This is a genomic window from Chryseobacterium sp. TQ-BC-N36 (assembly GCF_058382295.1).
Genome location: NZ_CM178175.1, coordinates 4,484,175 through 4,510,612, shown reverse-complemented (window position 1 = coordinate 4,510,612; position 26,438 = coordinate 4,484,175). Strand labels below are relative to the sequence as shown.

At 36.3% G+C, this 26,438-nt stretch carries 24 protein-coding genes and 15 tRNA genes; 8 read left to right on the top strand and 31 right to left on the bottom strand.

The genetic code is table 11. The features are described from left to right. The first annotated feature begins 3 nt into the window (after nt 1–3). On the top strand, nt 4–2,070 hold the full coding sequence (fusA, locus tag AC3FI7_RS20405; RefSeq protein ID WP_491460781.1) for an elongation factor G: 2,067 nt from the start codon (nt 4–6) through the stop codon (nt 2,068–2,070). A 155-nt stretch (nt 2,071–2,225) separates the two neighbouring features. On the opposite strand, the gene AC3FI7_RS20400 is transcribed toward fusA, so the two are convergent. Further along, a complete protein-coding gene (locus tag AC3FI7_RS20400; protein WP_142724167.1) occupies nt 2,226–3,764 on the bottom strand; it encodes a SulP family inorganic anion transporter in 1,539 nt (512 codons plus the stop codon). A 605-nt stretch (nt 3,765–4,369) separates the two neighbouring features. Between AC3FI7_RS20400 and AC3FI7_RS20395 the strand changes: the two genes are divergently transcribed. After that, a complete protein-coding gene (locus AC3FI7_RS20395; protein ID WP_142724168.1) occupies nt 4,370–4,798 on the top strand; it encodes a helix-turn-helix domain-containing protein in 429 nt (142 codons plus the stop codon). An 11-nt stretch (nt 4,799–4,809) separates the two neighbouring features. Beyond that, nucleotides 4,810–5,148 (top strand): helix-turn-helix domain-containing protein, encoded by a 339-nt coding sequence (locus AC3FI7_RS20390; protein WP_142724169.1) that lies wholly within the window; start codon nt 4,810–4,812, stop codon nt 5,146–5,148. A 430-nt stretch (nt 5,149–5,578) separates the two neighbouring features. Here AC3FI7_RS20390 and AC3FI7_RS20385 read toward each other — a convergent pair whose 3' ends face one another. The 5 genes from AC3FI7_RS20385 to AC3FI7_RS20365 form a co-directional block, all read right to left on the bottom strand. Beyond that, the gene (locus AC3FI7_RS20385; RefSeq protein ID WP_343661242.1) at nt 5,579–6,418 is read right to left on the bottom strand and encodes a hypothetical protein; all 840 of its coding nucleotides are present in this window, start codon (nt 6,416–6,418) and stop codon (nt 5,579–5,581) included. A gap of 546 nt (nt 6,419–6,964) precedes the next feature. After that, nucleotides 6,965–7,186, bottom strand: coding sequence for a phosphate ABC transporter substrate-binding protein (locus AC3FI7_RS20380; RefSeq protein ID WP_142724171.1), 222 nt, complete (start codon nt 7,184–7,186; stop codon nt 6,965–6,967). 342 nt (nt 7,187–7,528) lie between these two features. Beyond that, the gene (locus tag AC3FI7_RS20375) at nt 7,529–8,056 is read right to left on the bottom strand and encodes a DUF6584 family protein (RefSeq protein WP_343661244.1); all 528 of its coding nucleotides are present in this window, start codon (nt 8,054–8,056) and stop codon (nt 7,529–7,531) included. 237 nt (nt 8,057–8,293) lie between these two features. Then, entirely contained in the window at nt 8,294–8,956 is a 663-nt protein-coding gene (locus tag AC3FI7_RS20370; protein ID WP_343661245.1) for a hypothetical protein, read from the bottom strand. A gap of 151 nt (nt 8,957–9,107) precedes the next feature. After that, nucleotides 9,108–10,625: a TROVE domain-containing protein gene (locus AC3FI7_RS20365; protein WP_491460780.1), complete on the bottom strand. Its 1,518-nt coding sequence runs from the start codon at nt 10,623–10,625 to the stop codon at nt 9,108–9,110. Between the two features lie 358 nt (nt 10,626–10,983). Between AC3FI7_RS20365 and AC3FI7_RS20360 the strand changes: the two genes are divergently transcribed. After that, nucleotides 10,984–11,436, top strand: a complete 453-nt coding sequence (locus tag AC3FI7_RS20360) for a VOC family protein (RefSeq protein WP_343661248.1) — start codon at nt 10,984–10,986, stop codon at nt 11,434–11,436. A 345-nt stretch (nt 11,437–11,781) separates the two neighbouring features. On the opposite strand, the gene AC3FI7_RS20355 is transcribed toward AC3FI7_RS20360, so the two are convergent. Next, entirely contained in the window at nt 11,782–14,478 is a 2,697-nt protein-coding gene (locus tag AC3FI7_RS20355; RefSeq protein ID WP_491460779.1) for a DUF6493 family protein, read from the bottom strand. Between the two features lie 739 nt (nt 14,479–15,217). Between AC3FI7_RS20355 and AC3FI7_RS20350 the strand changes: the two genes are divergently transcribed. The 4 genes from AC3FI7_RS20350 to AC3FI7_RS20335 are packed head-to-tail and all read left to right on the top strand — an operon-like array spanning nt 15,218 to nt 17,317. Continuing rightward, the gene (locus AC3FI7_RS20350) at nt 15,218–15,643 is read left to right on the top strand and encodes a MarR family winged helix-turn-helix transcriptional regulator (protein WP_142724176.1); all 426 of its coding nucleotides are present in this window, start codon (nt 15,218–15,220) and stop codon (nt 15,641–15,643) included. A 7-nt stretch (nt 15,644–15,650) separates the two neighbouring features. Continuing rightward, entirely contained in the window at nt 15,651–15,989 is a 339-nt protein-coding gene (locus AC3FI7_RS20345) for a GIY-YIG nuclease family protein (RefSeq protein WP_142724177.1), read from the top strand. Between the two features lies 1 nt (nt 15,990). Further along, complete coding sequence (locus tag AC3FI7_RS20340) at nt 15,991–16,431, top strand: DUF1330 domain-containing protein (RefSeq protein WP_142724178.1); 441 nt, start codon at nt 15,991–15,993, stop codon at nt 16,429–16,431. 1 nt (nt 16,432) lies between these two features. Beyond that, entirely contained in the window at nt 16,433–17,317 is an 885-nt protein-coding gene (locus AC3FI7_RS20335; protein WP_343661253.1) for an alpha/beta fold hydrolase, read from the top strand. Between the two features lie 56 nt (nt 17,318–17,373). Here AC3FI7_RS20335 and AC3FI7_RS20330 read toward each other — a convergent pair whose 3' ends face one another. The 24 genes from AC3FI7_RS20330 to AC3FI7_RS20215 form a co-directional block, all read right to left on the bottom strand. Further along, nucleotides 17,374–17,925, bottom strand: a complete 552-nt coding sequence (locus AC3FI7_RS20330; protein WP_142724180.1) for a 3'-5' exonuclease — start codon at nt 17,923–17,925, stop codon at nt 17,374–17,376. A 90-nt stretch (nt 17,926–18,015) separates the two neighbouring features. Next, entirely contained in the window at nt 18,016–18,558 is a 543-nt protein-coding gene (locus AC3FI7_RS20325) for a 3'-5' exonuclease (RefSeq protein ID WP_343661254.1), read from the bottom strand. A 114-nt stretch (nt 18,559–18,672) separates the two neighbouring features. Then, nucleotides 18,673–19,236: a metallophosphoesterase family protein gene (locus tag AC3FI7_RS20320; protein WP_343661256.1), complete on the bottom strand. Its 564-nt coding sequence runs from the start codon at nt 19,234–19,236 to the stop codon at nt 18,673–18,675. Nucleotides 19,237–19,445: 209 nt separating this feature from the next. Beyond that, on the bottom strand, nt 19,446–20,390 hold the full coding sequence (locus tag AC3FI7_RS20315) for an MBL fold metallo-hydrolase (RefSeq protein ID WP_343661258.1): 945 nt from the start codon (nt 20,388–20,390) through the stop codon (nt 19,446–19,448). 179 nt (nt 20,391–20,569) lie between these two features. Then, nucleotides 20,570–21,586 carry an RNA ligase, Rnl2 family gene (locus AC3FI7_RS20310; protein WP_142724184.1) on the bottom strand — a complete coding sequence of 339 codons (1,017 nt, stop codon included), beginning with the start codon at nt 21,584–21,586 and terminating at the stop codon, nt 20,570–20,572. Between the two features lie 6 nt (nt 21,587–21,592). After that, nucleotides 21,593–22,156 (bottom strand): DinB family protein, encoded by a 564-nt coding sequence (locus AC3FI7_RS20305; RefSeq protein ID WP_142724185.1) that lies wholly within the window; start codon nt 22,154–22,156, stop codon nt 21,593–21,595. Beyond that, nucleotides 22,156–22,527, bottom strand: coding sequence for a cyclic-phosphate processing receiver domain-containing protein (locus tag AC3FI7_RS20300; protein WP_491460778.1), 372 nt, complete (start codon nt 22,525–22,527; stop codon nt 22,156–22,158). Before AC3FI7_RS20300 ends, AC3FI7_RS20305 begins: the two co-directional genes overlap by 1 nt. A 49-nt stretch (nt 22,528–22,576) precedes the next feature. Beyond that, nucleotides 22,577–23,062 carry a ribonuclease H-like YkuK family protein gene (locus AC3FI7_RS20295; RefSeq protein WP_142724187.1) on the bottom strand — a complete coding sequence of 162 codons (486 nt, stop codon included), beginning with the start codon at nt 23,060–23,062 and terminating at the stop codon, nt 22,577–22,579. Nucleotides 23,063–23,159: 97 nt separating this feature from the next. Beyond that, a tRNA-Trp gene (locus AC3FI7_RS20290) sits at nt 23,160–23,230 on the bottom strand. A gap of 10 nt (nt 23,231–23,240) precedes the next feature. Continuing rightward, nucleotides 23,241–23,312: transfer RNA gene (locus AC3FI7_RS20285), tRNA-Gln, on the bottom strand. Between the two features lie 86 nt (nt 23,313–23,398). Continuing rightward, nucleotides 23,399–23,474: transfer RNA gene (locus AC3FI7_RS20280), tRNA-Phe, on the bottom strand. Between the two features lie 83 nt (nt 23,475–23,557). Beyond that, a tRNA-Leu gene (locus tag AC3FI7_RS20275) sits at nt 23,558–23,633 on the bottom strand. 523 nt (nt 23,634–24,156) lie between these two features. Then, nucleotides 24,157–24,228: transfer RNA gene (locus AC3FI7_RS20270), tRNA-Glu, on the bottom strand. A gap of 78 nt (nt 24,229–24,306) precedes the next feature. Next, nucleotides 24,307–24,393 (bottom strand) — tRNA-Tyr (locus AC3FI7_RS20265). A gap of 209 nt (nt 24,394–24,602) precedes the next feature. Beyond that, nucleotides 24,603–24,684: transfer RNA gene (locus tag AC3FI7_RS20260), tRNA-Cys, on the bottom strand. A 218-nt stretch (nt 24,685–24,902) separates the two neighbouring features. After that, a tRNA-Asn gene (locus AC3FI7_RS20255) sits at nt 24,903–24,974 on the bottom strand. A gap of 4 nt (nt 24,975–24,978) precedes the next feature. Beyond that, a tRNA-Ile gene (locus AC3FI7_RS20250) sits at nt 24,979–25,052 on the bottom strand. A gap of 2 nt (nt 25,053–25,054) precedes the next feature. Next, a tRNA-Glu gene (locus AC3FI7_RS20245) sits at nt 25,055–25,129 on the bottom strand. A 3-nt stretch (nt 25,130–25,132) separates the two neighbouring features. Continuing rightward, a tRNA-Pro gene (locus AC3FI7_RS20240) sits at nt 25,133–25,207 on the bottom strand. A gap of 69 nt (nt 25,208–25,276) precedes the next feature. Further along, nucleotides 25,277–25,350, bottom strand: a tRNA-Arg gene (locus AC3FI7_RS20235). A gap of 7 nt (nt 25,351–25,357) precedes the next feature. After that, nucleotides 25,358–25,431: transfer RNA gene (locus tag AC3FI7_RS20230), tRNA-Lys, on the bottom strand. Between the two features lie 73 nt (nt 25,432–25,504). After that, nucleotides 25,505–25,578 (bottom strand) — tRNA-Arg (locus AC3FI7_RS20225). Between the two features lie 8 nt (nt 25,579–25,586). Further along, nucleotides 25,587–25,654, bottom strand: a tRNA-His gene (locus tag AC3FI7_RS20220). 575 nt (nt 25,655–26,229) lie between these two features. Further along, nucleotides 26,230–26,358, bottom strand: coding sequence for a penicillin-binding protein (locus AC3FI7_RS20215; RefSeq protein ID WP_142724188.1), 129 nt, complete (start codon nt 26,356–26,358; stop codon nt 26,230–26,232). Nucleotides 26,359–26,438 lie beyond the last annotated feature (80 nt).

Genomic DNA, 26,438 nt, shown 5'->3' with positions numbered 1-26,438 from the left:
AAAATGAAATATAACACACGAAACATAGGGATTATAGCACATGTAGATGCAGGAAAAACAACATTATCTGAAAGGCTTTTGTATTACACGGGACTCATTCACAAAATAGGTAATGTAGATGACGGAAATACGACTATGGATAAAGACATCCAGGAAAGAAACAGAGGGATTACCATTTCATCAGCGGCAGTTTCTACCCAATGGAAAAAAGACAATAAAGTTTATAACATCAACATTATTGATACTCCGGGACACATTGACTTCGCCGTAGAAGTGGAACGTTCTCTACGCGTCCTGGACAGCGTTGTCGCAGTTTTCTGTGCTTCTTCAGGAGTTCAGCCTCAGACTGAGAATGTTTGGTTCCAGGCTGAAAAACACGGAACATCCAAAATATGTTTCATCAATAAAATGGACAGAATCGGAGCAGATTTCTTTGCTGTTCTCAATGATATAAGAACCAAACTGAATGCTGTTCCTATGGCACTTCAGATTCCGATTGGAGCTGAAAATGACTTTGAAGGTGTAATTGATCTGGTCAAAATGAAAGCATTATACTGGACCGATGAAAACGGGGAAATCATTGTAGAAAAGGAAATTCCCGGTCATTATATTGCTGAAGCTGATGAATACAGAATAAAGTTAATGGAAACTCTGGCAGAAAATGATGAGAAATTCTTTGAGATCTTTATGGATGCAGAACAAAAAGCCACTTCTGAAATGATCTCAGAAGCCATTCAAAGAGTCTGCAGATCAGGATCAGCGGTTCCTGTTTTATGTGGTTCCGCTTTTAAGAATAAGGGAATCCAGCCTCTTCTTGACGCTGTTGCAGCTTATCTTCCGGCTCCTGATCAACTGGCTGACCTGCAGGGAAAAGATCCTTATACAGAAGAATCCGTTACATTAGAAAGAAATGAAGCGGCTGCTTTTTCAGGACTTGTTTTCAAGGTGGTGATTGATAAACATATGGGAAGACTGGCAATGCTTCGTGTATATTCCGGATTGATCAAATCCGGAGATACAATACTGAATGTAAGGACAGGCGAAAGCTACAGGATTTCGAGAATTTTACAGATGCAGTCGGATAAAACGTTATCCATGGATGAAGCTAAGGCAGGAGATATTGTTGCTTTAACAGGAATAAAGGATGCCAAAACCGGAGATTCCTTATCTTCTCCTGAAAAGCCGGTACTTCTGGAAGCAATCACGATTCCGACTCCTGTGATCAGAGTTGCCATTGAGCCTAAAACCAATGGAGATGAAAAATCTTTCGGTTTGGTACTGGCCAAGATTCAGGAAGAAGATCCTTCTCTGGTTGTTGAAAGAGATCCTCAGACCGGAGAAACTTTATTAAGCGGGCTCGGAGAACTTCATTTGGAGGTAACATTGGAGAAAATCCGTCTGAATCAGGGCATTGAGATCAATCAGGGGAAACCTAAAGTTTCTTACCGTGAGATCTTAACAGAAACCAAAGTTCACAGAGAAAAGCTATCCAAACAAAACGGAGGAAGTGGTCAGTTCGCTGATATCACTTTTGAAATCGGACCGGGAAATGGCAATGAACACAGGTTAGAGTTCATTAATATGATCAAAGGCGGAGTTATTCCGACTGAATTCATCCCTTCTGTTGAAAAAGGATTCAGAGAAGCTATGGAATACGGGCCATTGAAAGGATATCCTTTAGAAAACATGAAGATTACTCTGCTGGATGGTTCTTTCCATGCTCAGGACTCTGCGGCACTTGATTTTGAAATTGCGGCAAGAGAAGGGTTCAAAACAGCAGCAAAGGGATGCAGCCCCAAACTGATGGAACCTATCATGCAGGTAGAGATCCAGAGTATTGAGGAATACACAGGTGCTGTTACTGCGGATATCAACAGAAGAAGAGGAATTATCACTTCTATTGACGAAAGATCAGGAAGAAAGATTTTTGCAGCGGAAGTTCCTTTAGCTTCAACGTTCGGGTACATTTCTGACCTGAGAACACTGACAAGCGGAAGAGCTTCTATCAGCATGAAATTATCGCACTATTCTTTAGTACCTGATTTCATCGCCAATACATTAATAACCTAAACAAGCAAGGACTGTAGATTTTTTTCTTACAGTCCTTGTCTGGTTATGGTATGTGTATTATGAATCGTCAATCGTCAATTCGCTACGCTTGTCAATTTCTATTCTGCAAAAATTCACTATTCGCTTGCAAAGCAAATTACTCATTGCCTTCCTTTCTATTTTTCCGGCATCACCTTATACGTCGGATCTTCCTGAATATTAACTTCTATTACTGCTTCTGCATTTTTAAGTATTTTTCTGCAGTCTTCACTGAGGTGGCGCAAGTACAGTGTTTTATTTTGCTGCTTGTATCTTTTGGACAGCTTGTCTAAGGCTTCTATCGCACTCATATCTACAATCCGGCTTTCCTTAAAATCAACGACGACCTGTTCCGGATCATGTATAGGATCAAATTTATCTGTAAATGCCGTTACTGAACCAAAAAACAGGGGCCCATATATTTCATAAAATTTTACTCCGTTTTCATCAACATATTTTTTTGCTCTGATCCTTTTGGCATTATCCCATGCAAAAACCAATGCTGAAATGATCACTCCAACCAAAACCGCCAAAGCCAGGTTATGTAAAATCACCGTGATCAATGCTACAGTAACTCCTACAAAGATATCTGACTTCGGCATTTTATTCGCAATCCGGATAGACACCCATTGAAAAGTACTGATGGCCACCATCATCATGACCCCAACCAAAGCTGCCATAGGAATTTTCTCTATCACAGGTGCTCCCACCAGTATGATGACCAAAATAAGCAGAGATGCGATAATTCCTGATAATCTTGCCCTGGAGCCTGCATTAAGATTGACCAGAGTCTGCGCTACCATAGCACAGCCACCCATCCCTCCAAAGAAACCATTGGTAATATTAGCCAGTCCCTGTGCGACAGATTCTCTATTGGTATTTCCTTTAGTATTGGTAATCTCGTCTACCATTGATAAGGTCAGAAGAGATTCAATAAGACCTACTCCTGCCATAATCAGGGCATATGGAAAAATAATCTGTAATGTTTGCAAAGAAAAAGGAATCTGAGGGATATGGAAACCTGGAAGATTTCCGCTGATATGGGCAATATCTGCTACTGTTTTTGTTGGGATATTAAAACCAAGAACTATGGCAAATACAATGATAATTGCAACGAGAGAAGCGGGAACAACTTTTGTAATTTTTGGAAAAAAATAAACGATAGCAATGGTCATAGCAGTTAAACCAGCCATGATATATAAGGGCATTCCCTGCAGCCAGCTTACAGCTCCACTGCTGTCTGTAACTTTAAACTGCTCTACCTGTGCCATGAAAATAATAATGGCCAATCCGTTCAGGAACCCATACATAACCGGCTGCGGAATCAGTCTCACAAACTTTCCAAGCTTAAAAATTCCTACCAGCATCTGCAACACACCTGCTAATGCAACTGTGGCAAAGAGGTATTCCACTCCATGAGATTTGATCAGGGCAATCAATACAACGATAGTCGCTCCTGCTCCTCCTGAAACCATTCCGGGACGTCCTCCCAGAACTGCCGTAACCAACCCCATCATACAGGCAGCATACAGTCCGGTAAGCGGAGATAACCCGGCAAGAATAGCAAATGAAAGAGATTCAGGAATCATTGTCATTGCTACCGTAAAGCCGGCCAGAAGCTCATTTTTGTAATTGATTTTTTTCGAAAAATCGAATAAACTTAAAGTATTTTTCATTGATATGCAAAGGTATGCACTGTCAGAATGGAATGCAATTTTTTCTTTTTGTCTTTTGATGAAACACTACGCTCTGAATAATTCACACATTAGTTCGTATAATATGTTAATTTTAATTAAAATTAATAGATAAAGCATGATTTTTATATTTTCGATTGTTTTTACTCCTTATTTTTGTTTACATTTGAAAACGAATAAGCAATTATTTGGTACTAACTAAAATTCAACGCGTAAAAAGCTGTTTATCAAATTGTCTACAGCTTTCACTCATAGAATTGTAAAAACCTTAATAGGTTATATATTATTTTACACAAATGGCAGGAAGGAAGTTTGAAAGAGAAGAAAAGGAAAAACCATTGAAATAAAGAATATATCACAGGTATATTAAGGTAAATGCATCTGTCTGCTATAGGATATTTGGAAAGACAACGAATCTTTTTAAAACTGATCTTAATTAAAACAGTCTGCTATTTTCAAATCGTAATCCTTTTTATGCAACGATTTCAAACTTAGGTGAACTATTTCCACCATATAAAATAATATATATCAATTATTATCGTTTTTTTGATATAAAAATTTAATCAAAAGAATAATATTCAATAAAAATGTTATACAAAGAAATCCATATTGGTAAATTCATTAAGGAAAGGGTTGATGAAAGTGAAATAACGATTGAGAGAATCTGCAAATTCTTAGGTAAAGATGAGGAAGTTATAGAAATGATGTATGACAGCAGATCGATGGATACGGATCTTCTTTTAAGATGGAGCAAATTATTGGAATATGATTTTTTCAGACTGTACAGTTCACATTTGATTTTATATGCTCCTCCTTCTGCGATCAACAAAAGCCAGCAGAAATCCGAAAAAACGCCTTATTTCAGAAAAAATATTTACACACAGGAAATCAAAGATTTTATTATGAAAAGAATTCTTTCCGGTGAAATGACCCAAAGCGAAGTAATTAAAGAATATTCCATTCCTAAAAGCACACTGCACAGATGGCTTCAGAAGAGTGACAATGCAAACAGGTAAACCCCAAAGACATGCGCCCCAATTACAAAAAAATTTATCTGGATATGCTCAGGATAGAATATCCCGACAAATTAAAAGATCCTAAAATTAAAGAACTTCTTGAAAAACTTCACACCAGTGAAGATGTACTTAAATTCAATGAAAAGCTATTCAAGCAGTCCAGAGAAAATCAGAAACTCAAAACATACGACAGGCAGACTATGCTCAAATTGCTGCAATACCAGAAAAAGCATGGTCATTCTACAAGTTATATGTCGAGAAAATACAAAATAAGCAGAACTACACTTTCAAAATGGAAACTCATGTTTGAAGAAGAGCTTGAAGATACAATGAAAAATGCCGGTAAATAATTCACCGGCATTTTTTAAAGGTAATCAAATAAGGAAAAAATCGGGATGTCGTTTACCGGAGTCTAACCGGATAACCTTGCCGGAGTGACCGGCTTCGCTATTCCTCCCGTCATTATGGCCGATGTATTTTTCCTGACGACACTTCAAAATGGTCATATAAAGAAGCTGGGAGTGGAAAGAAGAAAGAACTAAAGTCTGAACATATTCGGACTTTATAGAAAATTATGATACAAAGAGATCTTTCAACGTTCCACTTCCGGCTTCCGATATAAAAAAACAAGGCGACAGACGAATAATGCAGTCGTGCTCTAACCAACTGAGCTACTCTTCCTATATTAATCGTGTTTTTTTGCTGTGGAAGAGACGGGATTCGAACCCGTGACCCCGTCGTGATGAGCGAAGTAACATTTTTCTACGGCACTTGTTTATTTTATTTTTCTTCTTCAGCTATATATGTTTTAACAATAGGATGAATTCTGGCATTATCCGGATAATAGTTTAAACCAAACCCGCTCCATCCGGAAGACCAGTAAAGAATCATTTCTTTCAGATAAGGAATGTCTTTGGCTTCATCATATTTATAGTTTTCATTGAATATTTTTTGTACCTCATCAATAAGTTCCGGATAAAACATTTGATCCTCCTCATCAAAAACATTAATATAAATGTCAAGATGCTCTCTTAACTCATATAAAAGGTAAGTTCTGAAATCCCATCCTACGATGATAACATCTGAACCACTAATACTTACTACAGGATTCCATTTTAAATTTTTACTGTTTACCACACATGATGAATTTCTGACTGGCAGTAATTGAGGAAGCTTTGAAAACCATTCATCAAAGATTTCTTTTTTCCTTTCTAAAGATTTCGGTTTTAATCCCCATGATTTCAACCAAACATGATTTACACTGTTAACATCATTCCACATACTTTTATAAATAAATCTTATGTGACGGATAATTTCCGCCTCATTTTCAAGCCAGTTATAAAAGAAAGTACATTCTTCTGCAATCATTTCTCCTTCGTCTTCGTATTCAACAATTTCCTTTTTATCAATCGCATGAAGAATCTTTAGAAATTCTCGGTGTTCTGGAGTAAAGCTAACTTCATATTTTCTTTCAACCTGATCAATCTGCTCTTCAGAAAGCCCTTGCCATTTGGCACTATAAAATCCTTTGGGACAATTTTCATCATCTACAGACCACAGTTTTTCTGTGCGCTCTTTGATCCAGTATAAAAAATCAGTCAGATTACTTGGTATATTCATGGTTATTCATTTTAAAATAAAAAGAGGCAAGATTTGAAAAGACTTATACAAGATCGTTTTCATGACCTTTTGGAGTCGAACCAAATTAAACCGAAGCAGGCCTTTTCTACGGCACTCTTTTACAGATCAAGGTAATATTTTGAGAATCTTCCGTGCATTTGCTGTACCCGCTGAGCTACCTCTCCTTTTCGAGGAAAAAGGCAGGATTCGAACCTGCGACCCAATGTTTACTCAATCTCGAAGTATGATTCTAAGACGACACTTGACTATATTTTTTATTGGTATTCGTTTTAATAAAAAAGAGGCTAAGTTCGAAAAGACTTTGACAAAACTCTTTCGAGATCTGTTATGGAGTCGAACCAATATTATACCGAAGTAAGTCTTCTCTACGACACTCTTTTTTATAGTATCAGGGCAAAACGGCGGAATCTTTTCTTTTTCTTCTGCTCTATCTTTGAGCTACATTCCGTTTACAACAGGAATGGCAGGAATTGAACCTACATCTGAAGACTTAACTCGAAGTATGACTCCAAAACGGCACCTGATTTAATTTTTCCATTGGGTTTTTCTGTATTTCTTCCAGTTTCTCTGGAACTTTGTATACTTTGCATTCACTACTTCATAACCATGTGGAAAACAGTAGGAGCAACCCATTTCATTTCCATACATCAATCTTGAAATCTGTGTTCCGGAAATTTTCTTTGGAAAGTCAATGAGTCCATTTTCACTGAATCCAAATTTTTGCCTTAATGGTTTATTTTTTTTCATAAGTATTGAGTATTAACCTCAATACAATGTTCCTTTTAAATTGGATTTATAATTTTTCATAATTATTATTTTTATTTTTTCACAAATTTATATTGCGAGTGTGCATTCTTTTTACGCAGTTATTTTTTTATTAAAAACCAAGCAATAAGTTATAAGAGTAGTTGATGTTCAATTGAAAGTTGACGATGAAACTCTTATCTACGGCATTGGTTATAGCTACCGGGCAATCTGGTGAAAGACTCTGTCAGTTTGGAATCGAAGAATGTCTTTCTAACGGCACTGGAATTATTTAACACTGCAAAATTATATTGCATGTACGCAATCTTTTTACGTAGTTTATTTTTATTGAGAAAATAATGATGAAATTATTTCAAAAAGTTTAACAATTCCTAATACAGGAATTAATATTATAAGTCCAATTACTAGACAATTTACTATTTTACTTAAAAACACTGTTTGATTTTCTGAATAATTTTCCTTTTCTCTCGTTTTGGCTTTAAAAACAGGAATCTGTTTTGTGATTTTAAGACTATGTTGTTCAAGTTCAGTAATTACTTTCAATGCATATTCATCAAGCGTATTTTTATCTCCTCTGAAAACAATATCTTTTAAAATAGCATTTCCTGAATTGCTTAAAGACTTTCTGTAAATCTCAACTGCATTTTCCATTTCATTATTTTCCGGAGTATTCAGAATCCAGAATTTTCCTGCTTCATCAAGAAATCCAGCTTCAAAATAAATCTGTCCTAGTCTTTTTCTCAGTGAAAGATCATTGGGAAACTGATTGATCATATTTCTTAATCTGTCGCATGCTTTTTTCTTTCTGCCTACTTTAAGATCCTTTTCAATTCTGTAAAATAGATTCCCCATTGTTTTTTAAGCAGTTTTATTTTTTATTTACATATTTGTTCGTTTTGCCTTGAAGTAAAAGAACCAAAAGTTCAAGACCTGGAAACTCCGGCTAAAAATAATCTACACTCTCTAAAATTCTAAAACTTGCGCGAATGTAATATTACTTCTTCGTTTCAATTTCTGTGTCGCGCTTCAAACAGTAGAATTTTCTTAACGTTCGCATAGCTTATTTTATTAACACCTAAGTTTCCTATGTCATTCTTTAATCCCAGCCAATTGTTTTGAAATTTTCTCTGGATATTTGCAATTCAACGTTTTTAGAACAGATACTACTCTGTTTTTTAAATTGATTTGTTGCATGACTACTTTTCCTAACTCAGCTTTGAGTTCGGATTCTTTCACTTCTGCAACAATTTTTATATTTTCAACGTCTTCAACATTGGATTCTGTATATTCTGAGAAATAGACTTTCCCATTTTCTCTTTTGTAAAATACCCATGGATGTCCTATCCAAAGACCTTTCCATTCCGAAGATGGTGTCTTAAAAATATTTTTCCAATCATCAATATTGCTTATATCACCACAGCAGTTGGGTTGTATCAATATTTTATCTTCTATTTTTAATACAATTCCACCATCAAAAGCCATGACATATATATCTTCTTCAGATTCGTTTGGTGCCGTATCTTCCATTTTGGCTTCTACAATCATCTTCAGATTTTCATCATCTATGGTTTCGATATCTGTCAAGTAAGATCCTTTCTCAATGGTCTCAAAATTAAAATTCAGTTGAGAAACGGCTTCTTCCCATTTTGCAAACCAATCTTCGTGGTCTGGATAATCTGAAACTTCCGGTAATTCGACTTCTTCCCTGGAATACCGTAACGGGCTTATTTCAATGGTATTAATGAGTTTCATAGTATATAGTTTAATTCAATAGCCCCGATTGCAACGGCATCCTTTTTCTTAATGGCTTGAAGAGAGTATTGGCGAAAAAGATAAAGTGGAAAGCGGGATTAAGCTCCTCAATATATTAATTGTTTATCCTATATTTTAAAAGCAGTGCCTGTTACAGCACTACTTTCTGAATCATTTTCAATGCTGATTTTTTGTCCTCCAACGCATTCAGTACATCGAAAATTTTGTCTGACCAGCCTGCAATAAGATGTACATCATTTTTTCTGATATCAAGGGGCTGTTTTCCATAGCCTGCCAGGTCAAAGATATACAGTTTAGCATGAGGAGCAATGGCTTTATATCTGTTCCACACATCTTCGAATGATTTGCTGTTTCCTTTGCTGTCCCACATCTGTGTATCGGTGAACAACATCACTTTATCTGCTTTTTCCTTTCTTTTGATCAGATCTTCGATGACCAGATAACCGTTGGTAGAATATCCTACTTCGCCTTCACGTTTGTAAAATGCATCTACATTCCTTAAAATACCGTTTTTAGGCATTGGAACTCTCAGCCAGCTGTTACCGAAGATACCTGTCACTACGTTTTTACACTGTGACTGAAGGATCATAGACATCAGCAAACCGATATCATACAGCAAAATTTTACTTTTACCGGAAACCGCTTTCTGCATAGAACCTGATACGTCCGCAGCGATTACTACTGAAGTATCAAAACCAAATCCTTTAATATTTTTAGCACTTACCACCACAGCATCCTCCAGTGCTTCCAATACGGAGGACAGATAAGGAGAATCGATATTTTTCAACTCTCTATAAGCTGCGAGGAATCGGAACGGGAGCTGCTTTGAATTGGAAACTGCTCTTTCATCGGAAAGATACCTGCACACTTTATCCATTGCATCAGATGATACTCTCGCTTCCAGGATATTCCTCAGGTTTCTCATGGTTGCCATATAACCCAGCTTATTACTGAAGATCAGTTCTTCCCATTTGTTTTTGAAAGCCAGATTTCTTTCTGCATCGTCAGCAAATTTTGTCTGACCCAAAACAGAAAGTTCAACTTCCCAGGTATAAGGTGTTTCCAGAGTATTGCTCGCAATTTTGTTGAAAACAGCCTGCTGATTTTCATCTTTAGCTTTCGGGTGAATCAGGAAGAGTGCATCTTTCAGGGTCACGTCCGTTTTTCTGTTATACTTAGCAAACTGGTACTCATCAAATTTATTGAATGATTTCACCAGACCTTTCTGGATCTGTTTTGACAGTTTGTTCAGTTTTTTAGTTTCCGTTCTTTTATTGGCAAGCTGGTAATACGCCAGCAGTTCTGTGATTTCATCTGCTCTCTGAATAACATCATCTACGGTTTTGCTCACCAGGTCCGTACCGGAAGTCTGCTTTGCCAGTTCGATAGTCAGAACCAAAGGAATAGAACGGAGGTACATATCTTTTCTTGCATATACAGCCAGCTTTGCAACAAATTCGGGATCATTTTTTCTGATCAGAGACCGGATTCTTTCCAGCCTGTCATTTCCTTTTTCATAGTTGGCGTCTGACAGTCCTGTTGTAACAACAGCACTATATAATTCTTCTGCAGGTGTCATCACATACGCTTTTACACCTTCGTAGTTCTGTACTACTTTATGTTCTTTTTTTAAAAAATTAAATTTCATGGTTACTGTTTTTATTGTTAAACATAGAAGGATCCATACTTCCTCTCTGATTTCTGATGCAAAGTAAAAACAGTATTACGCAATCATTTTGCGTAGATTTTTTTATTTGATTTTTTTTAATTTTTATTTTTTGAAATAAGATTGAAAGCAATTATTGATATTTAACAACAATCTAATATCTAATATCTAATATCTAATATCTAATATCTAATATCTAATATCTAATATCTAATATCTAATATCTAATATCTAATATCTAATTATAAAATTCTTCTATCATTCAGTTTAATTAAAGAAATCAGTGATATATTTTTTTTAAAAGAGTGTTCTTTAGCTTTGTCATATTAAAATTAAAGCTATGATTAAAGGATTATATGAAACTCATGTTCAGGTAAGTGATTTGGAAAATGCGATACAGTTTTATACAGAAGTACTGGGATTGAAGTTAGCTCACAGGGATGAAACCAGGCCCATTGCTTTTTTATGGGTGGGAGAAGGTAAAGAATTTATGTTGGGATTATGGGAACAGAAAGAGAATCTTCAGACCAGACATTTTGCTTTTTCCAGCAGTAAGGAAGACATTTTAAATTACTCGGTAGAATTTTTAAAGAATAAACATTTGAAACCTTATAATTTTCTGAAAAACGGCAGTGTTGAACCTATGGTATTTGCCTGGATGCCTGCGCTGGCTATTTATTTTAATGATCCGGACGGAAACCAGCTTGAATTTATTTCTATTCTTGAAGGTGATGGCAGACCGGAATTGGGAGTGCTTAGTTATGAAGAATGGATAAAGCAATCAAAAAACTAATAAGAAATATTAACCAGGCAATGAAATAATGCAGTAGTGTATTTTTTTGCACTGCTGCTGTTATCAGCTAATAAAAGATATCCCCTTTCTAAACTTTCACCAGCTTTTTCACAGCCAGAATATGTTTACAGGGAGCCCTTTCTCCTGATATTTATTGAACCACAGTACAACGTTGTTTTTTATCTTCATGATCACCGTGTGATGTAATTTCCTCAGAAAAAACATGGGTACCCGTATTTTTATCTGTCTCACTATATATTTAGCGAGAAAAAGTTTTTCCACAGCATCTTTCCTAATCAGGGACGATCTTCCTGAATAGTTCTATATAAGTGTATCTTCCATGGTTTATTTTTTAAGTAGAAGATTACAGATTTTTTTAAGACTTGAGTTTTCTTTCCAGCTGTTTAGTTTGCTGATAATCTCTTTATGTGCTTCTGAATGATTCAAAGCTAATACTTCATGATAAATCTCGAGAATTTTCTTCAGATTGGTGACGGGTGCTTCCATCTGAAATAGTATATTTTCAATCAATTCTTCAAGGGCTATATTATGATTTTTACTGATATTCAGCATATGATGCTGTATAAGGTCTGTTAATCTTTTAACGGGCGCCCATTCCAGCTTTTCATGCAAACCGATCACTCTCCCTAATCTGGCATTGTCCATGATCTGCCCAGAAACTTGCTCCAGCCACATTTCAGCGGCTGTTGCACGAACGGTCTTATCACTGTCCAGAAAAATAGTTCCCAGATAGAGATATCCGATTTCATCCAAAGGCTTTTTGATCTGGTAAAGAGCATTTGCCGTATTCAGGACCAGGCTCCTTTCATACACTTCAGCAATTCCGGAGTAGAAAAGACAGTGCTTAATTACTTTTGCCAGAGCATTTGCCGGCGTATTTGGAAAACAAAGCATCAGTGCAGGAATTTCGATAAGCTCCTTTTGCTCAGCAACAAAATATTCAACGAACAGAGGTTCTTTTCTTTTTTCAAGATGGTATATAGGAATGGTAATGTTTAATTCTGCGGGATAATACGAGTTTTTTTTGCTGTCGATCGTTTTCCATTCGTATGACCCAGAAAAAAATTCCTGAGGAATAGTATCATATCCAAAACTTCTGAATTCTTCAAAGACAGCTTCCGGTGAGCGGGTAATTCCGGCGGTCATCCACCATGAAGGATGTTCATACGGCCCTTGCGGGAAAGTATTTTTTCCGAAAAAGAAAAGCAGCAGTTCTCTATATTCTCCTTTTAATCTTTTTTCAACCAGCTTTATTGCTTCTGAAGTATCATCTAAAGCGCAACGCTGCAATGCAAGCTGAATATCGAGATGATGCGGTATTACATTATTATTCTGATAGGCTTCCAGTCTTTCTACCAGGATGGCAGGAGAAATCCAGCACGGAGCATGGGTGATAGGAAACAACAGAGGAATCTTATCTCCTGACTGTATCTTTTGTACTACATGTATGGCAAGTTCTTTAAAAGCCTGCCTTGCAGGACAGTCTGCTCCTACATTTTCTATGGGACCTAATTTCTTCTGATAATTGGAATAAGATTCTCTCGATATCTCCTCCTCTTGGGTTTTCTGATATATTCTTTCCAGATTTTTTAGCTGCACAGGATATTTTTCAAGAAGGCTCAAACCATAATTGATAATAGCGTTGCACAATAAAACATTCAGAAACGGAACTTCCCATTTCGCAATCGTTTTACAGGCTTTTAAAAATACCGGCTCTATCAGTTTCACAGAATCAGCATCCACATTACCGGCAAAACGGATAAACCCGTTTAAAGCAATATCACAATGATGACTGTATGGGTCATCCATGGCCAGAGGAAGATGAAACATCAGATCTTCAAAGCTGTGAAGTACTCTGACAGCATTTTCGTCCGTAGTCAGAAATAATTGTTTTGAAGCAATAGCCTCAAGCTCATGCTGTTTCTCTTCAATATATTTGATCAAAAGCGGACGCACATTGGTCAGTATATTGTCAGAATAATGGGAAAGCGCTTCTATCATATTTTCAGAAGCGGGAATATATTTAAGGATAATCTTTGCTGCTTTTGACTGTATACCGTCATCTTTGCTTACAAAAGCAGTACTGAGAGGCATTCCCAATATTTCGGGATCAATATTTTTTCTCTGAAATATTTTTTCTATGAGAACCAGGCTTGCCACTACTACTGTTTTCACCTCTGAGCTCAGTAAATTAGGAAGATAGTGTGAGAATTCATCCGTCTTAAAGCCAGGGGTTCCTACAATTTTCTTCAAATGAGATAATATGGTATTGATGGCTTTTGATTGTGGAGAAGATAATCCGGAAAATAATTCGTCCTGTAGCTCATACAATTCTTCTTCCGTTGGCTTTAATGCAGTAAATGCGTCCATAAACCAACCTGTGACATTTTTATTAAAATTCCTGTTGGAAGCCAGAAGACATTCTTTCAAAAATCTTTTTCTTTCGATTTTTTTCTCTGCAATCAGTTTTTGAACAATAGGCAGCCATTCTTTTCGGAAAGGTAAAGATTTAGATGGATATTCACATAAATACCAGAAATGGGTATTGAGAGTTTCGGGGTGACGGTCAAGATCAGCCGGATAATTGCTCAGATGATGTCCCAGCAATTCCGGTTTGGGCTGTACATATCCTTTTTCTGTCCATCCTAAAATATCTTTGTAATTAAAAGCTGTAAATTCCGCTTCTACAGATTCGTTGATAAAGTCTGAGAACCATTCCGGACAACCCCATTCCAGTATCTGTTCTGTCTGTTCTGCGTTACGGAAAAGACTCCAGTAGTTTTTACCGAAATTCTTTTTATCCATGCAGACAAAAGAAGCAATATCAATGATCGAATGCTGGCTAACAGACCCTGCTGTGTGATAGGAATTTTTGGTCATTACGATCTTACTGATCTCACGGTCCATTTTCTTAATAGACGGCACCAATGTTTTTCTTTCCTCTATACTGAGCTGCTGTAGAAAAGGAATGATCTCATGTATTTTTTCCTCATTAAGGATTTCATAAAGTCTTTCTTTCATGTGCTTCTAATTTGATGTATCGTTTTCAGGTTATTTTATGTTTCCATTTTCTGCCAATTCCAGAATAACTCATCTGACTCATAGCAATATTTATTAAACAGCTATAACAAATCCCCTGGTATTTTTAAATACCGAAATCATGGGAAATGCCTTGTTTACTAAGACTTCAAAAGCCATACCACTCTATTCTCTTACTGATTAAACAATTCAACGAAAATAAGCCAACAAAATCTTCCGGAATTGTAAACTCACAATATAATACCTTACATAGCTGATAAAGCTCTACTGTAATGGTGTAATGGTATAAGCTCCTAATAAAAGGATGATGTCCCTCTATTTTATAGTTTCATATATCATCTTAAAATCTTCATCTACAAGAATAAATTTATTCATACCGGCTAAAATAAAAAAAATTGATTGACAGGCAGAAAATTATCCCATAAAAGTGAATTTTTTAACAAAATATTAAGTTAATAAAACGGCTCTAGCTCATTTGTCAATACCAAAAAAATAATTCCCAAACAAAAGATATATAAACAAAACCCAGTCTAAACCCTCTCTATTTTGACATTTAGACATCATTTGGTGTCTTAATTTTAAAAATTGTCCTTCCTTATGGTAAAATCATTTCAGTATACGGATACGTTAATTTTTTTTAAAATAATAAAAACAGTATTGCAATTCATTAAATTTTATATATTTGCAAAACAAAAATACTTGACAGATCAAATACTTCTCAATGATAAGCGATGAATTATTATTTTTAGTTAACCTGAATAAACTGCAGTCCGTAATCGCCAGAAAGTTCGATTCTTTGAGTGCCCATGGCCTGGGTCTCAATGATTTTGTTATTCTTTATATCCTCAGCTCTTCCTCTGAAAGCAAGATGCGGAGGATAGATCTTGCTGAAAAAATAGGGCTTACTGCATCAGGAGTAACCCGTCTATTGAATCCTCTGGAAAAAATTGGACTGGTTGCCAGAGAGGCCAATGAAAGAGATGCCCGTGTGAGCTATGTTGTAATCACACCTAATGGCCAAAAGATATTTGAAGAAGCTAAGCGAAGTGCTGAGCATATTACAAAAGAAATTCTTTCTTCCAGGAAAAGTAAGTCGTTAAAAACAGTGAACGAATTTTTGTTTGATTTAGGAGGAAATATACAATAATGAAAACATGAAAAATGCAATAAAGAAACAGCTACGGGAAAAGGCAAAAGATCACATCACAACGATGGGTGTTCTTGCTGTGACCAATACTTTAAATGGAAAACAGTATATCCAGGGATCTTTAAATCTTGAAGCGCTGGTGAATAGGATGAAATTCCTTTTAAATGGTGGAATGTTCACCCACCCTCAGTTACAGAAAGAATGGAATGAATCCGGAGGTGATGCTTTCATCTTTGAGTTTGTCACCATTGTTCCTGACCAGAACAACGAATACATCAATTACCGTCAGGAGATACAAAAGGCTGAACAGGCCTATATTTCAGAAAACAACATCCAATTATATTAGAATGAAGTCAGAAAAATATCTGTCTCCTACTTTTGAAGCCGGGAAACATTTGTTCACTAAAAAGATCCAGGGATCAATTATCAATCTGAATTTGATCAGACTTAAGAAAGAAGCCGATTATTCGGCACATCCGGATCTGAAGCCTGATGAAAAAACAAGCGGCAGGGATGCTTATTTTACGTATATCAGGGAAACGGAGCCATTTTTAAAAGAAAGGGGCGGCGAAATTTTGTTTATCGGGAAAGGAGATCTGTTTTTGATAGGCCCTGAAAATGAATATTGGGATCTTTGCCTGCTGATTAAACAGAAAAGTGTGAATGATTTTTTCAGTTTTGAACAGAATGAAGCCTATATGAAAATTATAGGGCACAGAATTGCCGCAATTGAAGATTCAAGGCTTTTACCGTTGGAAGAGATCCTGCTGAATGGAAAAAGAAATTAAAATGGAAACAGTCAAAATTGGTGATGTAGACCTTTGTTATGAGGTTTTTGGTGAGAAAAACACTCAAAGTATAGTCCTGATTTCCGGATTAGGGAGTCAGATGATCCGTTGGGATATTCATTTCTGCAATCTTCTGGTTGAAAAAGGATTTAAGGTGATCTGTTTTGATAACAGGGATTCTGGGAGTACAGTTTTTAATACAAAAAAAGAAATTCCTTCTGATAAAGGAATTGAAGAAGTTTTTGCAGCCCTCAGCAAAGAAGGTATTCCTTATTCGTTGATGGATATGGCCAATGATGTTATTGGTCTTCTTAATCATTTAAAGATTGAAAAAGCTCACATTGCAGGACGTTCCATGGGTGGAATTATTGCGCAGCTCTTAGGTTCATATTATCCTGAGAGGGTTTTATCATTGACGATCATTATGTCTACATCTTTGAATCCTGCTCTTCCGAAACCAGATCCTGAAATCATGGCGATGATGACTCAGCCTGCTGCTGATCCAAGTGTTGACAGAGAAGGATATTTCAGGGCAAAAATACATTTTGCAGAAAAAATATCAGGCTCGGGATATGTCTTTGACCTGAATCAGGAAACTGCCTTGCTTGAAGAGGAACTTACCCGTTCCAGAACCAAAAACGGCATAATCCGGCAACTTTTAGCAATGGGTTCCTTTCAGTATCCCCCTGATATGTTGAAAAAAATAACAGTACCAGTACTGATTATCCATGGGACAGATGATCTGGTCTTTCATCCTGACTGTGGAAAAGATATTGCAGATTCTATTTCAGGTTCTGAATTAATGATAATGGAAGGAATGGGACATTCTATTCCGAGGGAACTTAATGATTTTATCACTGATAAAATATGTGATTTAGTAAAATAAAAAGACTGCCTCATTAGGGAGGCAGTCATATTTACAAATCTGTTTTTATTTAGGATTTAATAATTCTTCAGGCACCAATGCAAAATTTTTGCAATGTTTTTTGCATCATCTACTCCTCTGTGGTGTGTCCCTTCCAAAGTCATACCCAATTCACCCAAAGCCCTGTGCATTCCTACACTTTTTCTGATGGTAGGGTGAATTTCACCAAATAATGTCTTCACATTGATGTGGTCATCACTCATTGGATAATCTGTGTAAAATCTCCTTGCCTGATTCTGAAGCATATTCAGGTCATAATTTCCGTAGCTGGCCCATGTAAGCTCTTCCGAATCATACTCTGCTCTCAGAATATCGAACGCATCATCCAGCATGATTCCTTCATGATCCAGCATATTTTGTGTAATGGTAGTCAACTCCGTACAGAATGGACTTACTTTTGAATATTGGGGCTTTATTAAAATCCCTTCATTTTTAGAGATCTTACCGGTTTTTGCATTCATAATACATACCCCGATCTCAATGATCTCACTTTCCTGTCCCCTTGGCGGCCGGTTTTCCCAACACGTTGCCTCGAGGTCTATGATTAATATATTTTCTGTTGTTTTCAATTGTTTAAAATTTAATTGTTAAATGTTGGAAGAAGGGCACTGTTTTACAGTCTGTAATCTACTTCCAGCCTCTTCCATCCTGATAATTACTTACAGAATTTTACTTAAAATCCTGGCTGTATTATAAGCATCGTCCGCTCCGCTGTGATGGGTACCTTCAAAATCCATATTCAGGTGGTTCAGGGCTCTTTTAAGACCCATTGACTTATAAAGTCTGAAATGTCTTTTGAATTCATACATCACATTCAGGTAGTGCTCCGAAAAAGGATTTCTTATCCCAAGCCAGTCACATTGTTCTCTGATCTGCTCTCCATCGAAGTTCCCATATCCTGCCCATGTAAGACATGTGGAATCGTATTGCTCTCTGATCATTTCACACGCTTCTTCGAAATAGATTCCCTTTTCTTCTATCAGCTGCGGGGTAATTCCGGTAAGTTTTGTACAGAATCTGTTGATATCTGACCGTTCGGGAATTACATAGATGCTTTGTTTCTGGGAAATTGCTTTTGATAATATATTTAATTTACAAATCCCTATTTCTATAATATCGACCTTTTGCCCTGCAGGAATTCTGTCGTTTTCCCAGCACGTAGCTTCCAGATCGATAATTATGATCTCATTGGTAGTTTTCATGTTATTATAAAATGTACGATGTAAAAAGTAAAATGTATGATGAAGGCTGTTGAATACTCAATGAAATATCGTTCTCATTTTTCCCTCCATCAAATCATTACTTATTACTCATCATTAATTTCTTGGAGCAAATGGAGGTGTCCATTTTTTTCTCTTCATTATTTCTTTGACTTCCTCGTAAGAAACCGGATAAAAATTGTGGCAGTCTACGCCTACGTCAAAACTCAGAGCCATCTCATCATCCGGGAGTGTTCCGTGCGAATGGCCGTATAACTGCCAGACTCCACGGTGTGAACCATTCCAGGTACGCATAGCATAGTGGAAAAGAATGATTTTCTGTTTCCCGTTATTCTGATCCGGTTCATCAATTTTCAGTTCGTGATAATCTCTGATGGAAGCAAACCGTTTTGGATACGTTAAAGCAGCCCCTTCATGATTACCTTTAATCAAATGGATATTCCCATTTAGCTGATCTAAAATTTCCTTTGTAAAATCCGGTTTTCCTAAACTTATGTCTCCTAAATGGTACACCGTATCGCCAGGATCAACTTTCTCATTCCATCTTTTAATGAGTTCTTCATTCATTTGGTCCAGTGATTCAAAAGGTCTCTCTGAAAACTTTATAATATTCTCGTGACCAAAATGATGGTCTGCTGTAAAAAATATATTGGGTTTCATTTTTTTAATTGTTTGTTTAACTACAAAATTTTCAACGTTTTGCCGTCATTCTGAATACAGGCTGAAAAGTCTGCGAACGCAGTTCATAAGTGGAATAAAGAATCTCTTTCACTTTAAACAGATTTTTCCTTCATCAGAAATCGTAGATTCGACGTAGTCAATGACACATTCAATGTTTACTTCGTAGTTGAGTCTAATAAATATTTTAATTAATTCTTGCGAAATGCTTTATAAAAGGCAGTTTCAATTTCTTCCTGATCGCTTTCCGTATATCTTCTTGAGAAATGGATCGGAACGGCTTCTTTCACCCGGCACTCATTCATGATTTTTCCCGACGCAGAAGCAAAACTGTGATGGTTAACCTTAGCAAATTCCTGATCTGTATCTTTATAAAAGCTTTCGATATATACCAGATCTGCCTCTCCAAATACAGCTTGTATTTTTTTGTAATTGTTCTCATCTGCCGCATGATCCATAATGACACCAAGCTTATATCCGGCATTTCGGGTTAACAGATGAAACAGATCCACTGCTTTACAGATAGCTCCTTCAATTTCGATTTCTTTTTCGCCATCATTATTTTCAAAAGCATTCTTCAGCTCACTGATCCATTTTCCTTTTCTGAAGCCGGAAGCATTTTCATTAAAAGTGACCGAATCTTTTTCCTTAAATAAATAAGCAATAGAATCTGTTTTGTGATCCAGAATAGCAAAGTCAACATTCACATATTTGTCCTCAAAGAGGAAATGCTGAGTTTTTACAAATTCCAGTTTCCATTGTGGCGGACGAAGGGTGTAAACATTAATTTCTTCTTTTGAAACAATCTCACGGATTTCATATACGATTGCGTTTTCATCAATCAGATTCCATGTATAAGATTTTAATCTTGCTTCCACCTGTAAATGAATATTCTTTGGTCCTACGATCACTACTTTTTCCCCACTTCCGATCTGATGCCTGAATATCCCGTCAAAATTTGAAAAGTGATCAATATGGGTATGGCTGATGAATACTGCGGATAAGGACTGCACTTCTTTCACCGTCAGCAAGCTGGCTTCCCCACAATCACACAAATAATGTTTTCCTGAATTCGGAACTTTAATTAATATACTGATGTCTTCCTTTAAAAGACTTTTTATTTCTGCCTGTAACATTTTTTTTCTTTTTTAAACCACCCCGTCAAAAATTCTTTGAATTTTCGCCCCTCCAAAAGATGGGAATTGTCACACTTTCATTAGTATTATTTCTCTTTAATGAAATAAAGTGTTTTCGTTCTTCTGACTTTGATGGTTACATTTATACATAAAAAAGTTCCGGTAAAAATTTACCGAAACTATACTTTAAGAGTCATCATCTCTTCTTTTATAAAATCAATCACAAAAGAATTCAACTTTTTGTTGATCCTTTTCTGTTCCTCTTTTTCAATGCTGGTGAAAGCCACCGGAAAGTCTTTCTCGAAGTCTTCCAAAATATCCTGAGCAAAAAGGCCAATTACCTTACCTATTATTTTAGGTTCGAATTCACCGATTTTGCTGACCACATTATTTAATCTGTTGACAGTCGCATATTTTTGAATTTCTTCCCATATTTCCTGCGCCTTTTCACTGAAATGAACCTGTTTATGAACAGCTTTCGCCTGTTTTTTAACCATTTTGGATTTTTCGACCCATTTTTCATTCTTATTTTTCAGAATGACTCTTGCACCGTTTCCAAAATATCTGGTTTTCAAAGTTTTCACGATGGTACCTTCACACATATTGTCTTCTAAATCAGGTAGTCCAAGCCAGGCTGGAATGTATGAATTAAAAGCATTGGGAAATTTCAAAGCTTCTTCCAGAGTTCCCTGAAATAGGATTTTAGCATAGAAAAATCCTGTTTCTTCAAAAATCTGATTGACAACTTCTGTATCCATATAGGTAATTCCATTCAACTTGATATCGAAAGCGTAAAATTCGTTGTAAGGGGCATACTCAATGCCTTTCTGCACTTTCACTGCATCTTTTACGGGTTCTACTTCGTTATGTTTGTAACCGCCACCGAACAATTCACCGTAGATTACCACAGTTTCTACATCCGGGTGGATGGTTTTCACTTTTTGAAATACTGCCATTACATTTTTTCTGTAGCGTTCCAAAATCTGATGGGCATTGAAAAATTTCTCATCTTTTTCGATGAAAGCAGTTCTCTTCGCGATTTTAATTTCCTTTCCGTCGGTAAAGAAAGAGAAATTAGCGCCATGAACTTTTTCCTGTACTATGAAAACCTCATCCCCAAAACCCTGTATCCTGATCTGTTCAATCACACGGGGTTGGTAAGCATTTTCTATAGAATTATATGTTTTGAAAATCATTTTGTTTTAGTTTTTAATCGTTTCTGATTCATTTTTCTTCATCTGGGTAATGTGCCTTTGGGCATGAAGCGAAAGGAAATAAATATATTCATATACATTAATTTTCCCAAGTCCATTCACTGTCATTGTAGTTGTATACAAAAGTCCTTCTCCATTTTTCATTACTTCCAGATAGTGTAAGCATTGAAGATACTGTTGGCTTATTAAGCTTCTGATTTCATCCGGACTCAGCTCTCCTTCCGGTTGCATATGATCCGGTCTTACCCATTCAAAAGCGCCATGTTTCCCTACTTTATTGAATTTTTCTTTATTGAAACTGTAGTTTTTTATTTCAGATTCAAGGTCAAGATGTAAAGAATTTTTTATTGCTTTTTTTGAGCCTTTCTCAATAAGGATCAGCAGATAAAAATTCGTAAGATAAATATGCTCTAAAATCTGCTGAATCGTCCAGCCTCCATTTAAAGGCTGATGATTCAACGTTTTTTTATCTTTTTCAAACCATCCATCTACATTATCAAATGTGAGTTTAAGATGGTTTCTTATATCCTGAATATGTCTAAAAATGTCCATTACAATTCTTTAAAGTTTTGCAGCAGGTTTAAGATATTTTCTTTTCCTACCGGGTTCATGGAGTGGCAATAGAATTTTGGCAGATCCAGATAATTGTCCATACAGTATTCTATCAGCCATTTGGCACAGTCATATCCTGTTTTTTCAACAAATTCCTGAGAATCCTGTTTCAGATAATGTTCATCAGCCAGATCATGGTCAAAAGAGATCATCTCCGGAAGTCCTTTTTCCAAAATCCTGTTGACAAACTGTTCATAATTCCGGACGATATGCCAGTCACTTCTGAGAAAAATATCCTGTTTCGTATAATGATAAGCCTCGATCGGATATCTTATATCATCCAGAAATAGTAATCTTTTTGTTTTTTCCATGATTTATTTTTTAAACTTCAATCCTTCCTGCATCTCTCTTCCAGCTTTATTACACCATCATATCAGCACAGTTGGAGCTTGCGAAAGCGTAAGGCTTTGCCTTGAACACATACCCCATTCCCAGGATATATCCCATGGCATCTTTTAATGCTACATTGGATTTAAAATCCGGGTCGGTATTAATGTCTGCGTGTACCTCCATTTCCACACCATAAGCATCCAACACAGAGCAGATCGCGTATGCAATTTCAACAGATTTGTTGACTTCATTCAGCATTCGCTCCTTGATACTGATACTCTGTATTTCTCTTTCTTTTCTGATAAAGGTAAACGCTCCTTTTCCCTCACGAATAAACACTACTGCCGTAGCATAACTGATGGCATCCCCGTATACATGAGAGTCTGATCCCACACATACTTTCAGACGGTGTCCGTTGGCCTGTTCGCGAATGATGGCTTCTTCTACCAGCTGTGTGATAGAGTGTTGGAAAATTTTTCCATTCATATTCTGCCATGTTTGTTGTTGCGTTTCCATTTTTTCTACATTTTTAATTCATAAATGATTGTTGATAATTGATAAATGACCATTAGCAGTCCTATTTTTAACACTGGTTTCTGCCTTCTATTTTTTGCACTCCGAACCGGACTCGAACCGATACCATCAGTTTTGGAGACTGAGATGCTGCCATTACACTATCAGAGTAAGTGTACTGTTGATTCATTAGGACTCGAACCTAAACTCCAAGAATCAAAATCTTGTGTGCTGCCAATTACACTATGAATCAATTTTAATGATAATTGATAAATGATGATAGATAATTGATGAATTACTCAGTAATCATTTATCATTGATCTCTTATCATTCATATTTTGGCGGAACAGACAGGAATTGAACCTGTACCTTTAGTTTTTCAGACTAACATGCAGACCTTCTACACCACTCTTCCATCTTATAATTGATCAATGATGGTTGATAATTGATGAATTGCTCAGTAATCATTTATCATTGATCTCTTATCATTCATATTTTTGGTACGGAAAGAGGGATTCGAACCCCCAAAAGCTTGATCCTAAATCAAGAGTGTCTGCCATTCCACCATTCCCGCAGGTTTTTCATAAGTAATGAGTAATTGGTAATTAGTAATATTTTTTATTTTCATTATTACTCATTGCTCATTACTTATATTCTGTACCTCTCCCCAGATTCGAACTGGGACTTTACGGGGTTTAAAGCCGTTTTCTCTGCCTATTGGAATAGAGAGGTGTATTTTATTAATAATGAGTAATGGATAATTAGTAATATGAAAATCTACGTTTATTACTCATTATTCATTGCTTATTATTCATTATAATGCTAGGTTTGAGAAAGCTCTGTCTGTTAATAAACTATGCCTGTTAGTGTTTGTAAAGATCTTCTGCGCTTGACAAACCTTTCTCATTTCCTAATTATGTTGTGTTTAAAAAAAGTAAAAGGCTGTCTGTTTTTATTGATTAAAGATCTTCTGCTCCTGACAGTCCTTTTCTCTTTTCTTCATTTTTGTGTGAATGGTAACTGGTCAATTTTTTTTAAAAAAATCTGAACTTTCATGGTATTATATCAATTCATATTGACCAGCTATTCACATCCAGTACTCTATAAGGGAATCGAACCCTTGTTTTCTGCTCGAAAGGCAGGCGTCCTTACCGTTAGACGAATAGAGCTTTTAAACCACTAACCAGGAATCGAACCTGAACAACAAGAGTACATTTCCTGCATGCTGCCTTTACATTATCAGCGGTTGGTGGAAGTAGTAGGATTCGAACCTACTCAGCAATGAAGCAACAGATTTACAGTCTGCCCCGACTCTCCAACTTCGGCGTACTTCCGGTTTCTCATGAGCAATTAGTAATGAATAATAAGTAATTCCTCATTTTTCCTTTTAAAAAGAAAAGGTCTGTCTTTATATTGAATGTTTGACTAAAGATCTTCTGCGCTCGACAGCCTTTTTCTTTTATTAATAAAGGATATTCTCTGCTATAGATGATAAAAGATCATTGATAAAAGATTCTTTATATCTCCTATATTTTTCATGTTGAGATGGTTATGGGATTCAAACCCACTCAGTTGACACAACGGTTTTGCAGACCGCCCCGACTCTTCCACTTCGGCGAACCATCAGATTAAAAAATAAAGTCTGTCTTCATGTATTGATATAAGAACTTCTGCGCCTGACAAACTTTATTTTTACCTAAAATTTTATAAATGATATGCTGTAATTCTCATTAATCCGGAGAGAAGAAAAGCCTGTCTGTATTTTTCGTGTTTGGCGTAAAGATCTTCTGCGCTCGACAAACTCTTACTTTTTCTCCTGAAACAATTAACAATTAATTACCTGCGATTCCGGAAAGACTCGAACTTTCAACTTCCGGTTTAACAGACCGGTGCTCTGCCATTGAGCTACAAAATCATTGTAATTCCGGAAGGACTCGAACCTTCAACCTTCGGCGTATCAGACCGACACTCTAACCACTTGAGCTACGAAATCATTGGTATTCCATAAGGGAATCGAACCCTTATCGTTCGGTAGAAAGCCGAATGCACTCACCATTATGCTAATGGAACAATTGGTCTGGAAAGCAAGATTCGAACTTGCGACCTCCCGCGTCCAAGACGGGTAAACAACCACCGTTATCTTTCCAGCTTTGGGGTTCACTTCTGTTTCTTTTCCGGGAGACAGCCGGATAGGAAAGTTTCCATGAACCTTTTTTGTGATTCCGAAAGGGCTCGAACCTCTAACCCTGGGTTTAGAAAACCCATGCTCTATCCAATTGAGCTACGGAACCGTTTTTGTAATCCCAGAAAGATTTGAACTTTCAACCCCCGGTTTAAAAGACCGGTGCTCTGACCATTTGAGCTATGAGATTGTTTTAAAGTCGTGAATAGTCAATAATCAATTCGTTTCGCTTGTCAATCTTAATTTCACTATTCATTTTTTTGTAATCTCAGAAGGACTCGAACCCTCAACCTTCGGTGTCGTAAACCGACGCTCTATCCAATTGAGCCATGAGATTATCTATTTTGGGTATCTCCGGGAATCGAACCCTGTTCTCCGGTTCCACAGACCGGCGCTTTACCAAATAAGCTAAAGAAACCATAAAAAAAGCGCCTCTTTTCGGGAGGCGCTTCATCTATTTTAACGTAAGAGATCATTAGCTGACCCACGTATATAAGCACCTTTTATCCACAATTCCACTTTCAAGAATACATGCAACACCTGTCGGCTCCTGTCCGAATAGTCTTGAATATCGATTGAATATGTTGTGTAACTGTTTCATTTTATTTTTGTTTGTTTCTAAATTATTTTTAAATGAATCCTGAAAACCTGTTGCTTTCAATTTTCGGTTGCAAAGTAAATATGAATTTTTGGAATCCGCAAATAAATTTTAAAATTAAATTATTGAAAATCAATTAATTACGTTGTAATTTTAGAATAGAGAATTTCTGTCCGCAATATTTTGCAGATCTCTTAATTACCTAAATGACTGTCTCTCACCGGGTTGCTTATCACTCTATTTTATCGAATTAAAGTTTCATTGTTGATTAAAAAATTTTCATGTTTATGGTTATTTTTTTTCATTCTAAATAATTTCTGACCTAAAAAACAAAAAACGCCTCGAAAAATCGAGGCGTTTCTGTCGTATTTTGATTAATTTTTTACAAGTTTACAGTAAATAATTTCCAAAGTCAGCACATTTCGCCTCATTCCATATCACCTCATCATACCCGAATAACCCTTTGATAGAAGGACTTTCGAATAGTTCTGCATTGATATGTGCTCTTTGTATTGTCATAATTTTCTGGCGCAAAGATAAATCTTTTTTATATTATTTTATAATGTTCATAATTATCGGGAGGTTTTTATATACATAAA

Excerpts from the sequence above, each read along its gene's own strand:
- AC3FI7_RS20365 (WP_491460780.1), bottom strand. The coding sequence starts at position 10,625 with ATGAAATTTAATTTTTTAAAAAAAGAACATAAAGTAGTACAGAACTAC.
- AC3FI7_RS20310 (WP_142724184.1), bottom strand. The coding sequence starts at position 21,586 with ATGATTTTCAAAACATATAATTCTATAGAAAATGCTTACCAACCCCGT.
- AC3FI7_RS20385 (WP_343661242.1), bottom strand. The coding sequence starts at position 6,418 with ATGAATATACCAAGTAATCTGACTGATTTTTTATACTGGATCAAAGAG.
- AC3FI7_RS20300 (WP_491460778.1), bottom strand. The coding sequence starts at position 22,527 with ATGGAAAAAACAAAAAGATTACTATTTCTGGATGATATAAGATATCCG.
- AC3FI7_RS20370 (WP_343661245.1), bottom strand. The coding sequence starts at position 8,956 with ATGAAACTCATTAATACCATTGAAATAAGCCCGTTACGGTATTCCAGG.
- AC3FI7_RS20215 (WP_142724188.1), bottom strand. The coding sequence starts at position 26,358 with ATGACAATACAAAGAGCACATATCAATGCAGAACTATTCGAAAGTCCT.
- AC3FI7_RS20350 (WP_142724176.1), top strand. The coding sequence starts at position 15,218 with ATGATAAGCGATGAATTATTATTTTTAGTTAACCTGAATAAACTGCAG.
- fusA (WP_491460781.1), top strand. The coding sequence starts at position 4 with ATGAAATATAACACACGAAACATAGGGATTATAGCACATGTAGATGCA.
- AC3FI7_RS20355 (WP_491460779.1), bottom strand. The coding sequence starts at position 14,478 with ATGAAAGAAAGACTTTATGAAATCCTTAATGAGGAAAAAATACATGAG.
- AC3FI7_RS20390 (WP_142724169.1), top strand. The coding sequence starts at position 4,810 with ATGCGCCCCAATTACAAAAAAATTTATCTGGATATGCTCAGGATAGAA.
- AC3FI7_RS20375 (WP_343661244.1), bottom strand. The coding sequence starts at position 8,056 with ATGGGGAATCTATTTTACAGAATTGAAAAGGATCTTAAAGTAGGCAGA.
- AC3FI7_RS20320 (WP_343661256.1), bottom strand. The coding sequence starts at position 19,236 with ATGAAACCCAATATATTTTTTACAGCAGACCATCATTTTGGTCACGAG.
- AC3FI7_RS20380 (WP_142724171.1), bottom strand. The coding sequence starts at position 7,186 with ATGAAAAAAAATAAACCATTAAGGCAAAAATTTGGATTCAGTGAAAAT.
- AC3FI7_RS20325 (WP_343661254.1), bottom strand. The coding sequence starts at position 18,558 with ATGAAAACTACCAATGAGATCATAATTATCGATCTGGAAGCTACGTGC.
- AC3FI7_RS20315 (WP_343661258.1), bottom strand. The coding sequence starts at position 20,390 with ATGTTACAGGCAGAAATAAAAAGTCTTTTAAAGGAAGACATCAGTATA.
- AC3FI7_RS20395 (WP_142724168.1), top strand. The coding sequence starts at position 4,370 with ATGTTATACAAAGAAATCCATATTGGTAAATTCATTAAGGAAAGGGTT.
- AC3FI7_RS20295 (WP_142724187.1), bottom strand. The coding sequence starts at position 23,062 with ATGGAAACGCAACAACAAACATGGCAGAATATGAATGGAAAAATTTTC.
- AC3FI7_RS20305 (WP_142724185.1), bottom strand. The coding sequence starts at position 22,156 with ATGGACATTTTTAGACATATTCAGGATATAAGAAACCATCTTAAACTC.
- AC3FI7_RS20360 (WP_343661248.1), top strand. The coding sequence starts at position 10,984 with ATGATTAAAGGATTATATGAAACTCATGTTCAGGTAAGTGATTTGGAA.
- AC3FI7_RS20345 (WP_142724177.1), top strand. The coding sequence starts at position 15,651 with ATGAAAAATGCAATAAAGAAACAGCTACGGGAAAAGGCAAAAGATCAC.
- AC3FI7_RS20335 (WP_343661253.1), top strand. The coding sequence starts at position 16,433 with ATGGAAACAGTCAAAATTGGTGATGTAGACCTTTGTTATGAGGTTTTT.
- AC3FI7_RS20400 (WP_142724167.1), bottom strand. The coding sequence starts at position 3,764 with ATGAAAAATACTTTAAGTTTATTCGATTTTTCGAAAAAAATCAATTAC.
- AC3FI7_RS20340 (WP_142724178.1), top strand. The coding sequence starts at position 15,991 with ATGAAGTCAGAAAAATATCTGTCTCCTACTTTTGAAGCCGGGAAACAT.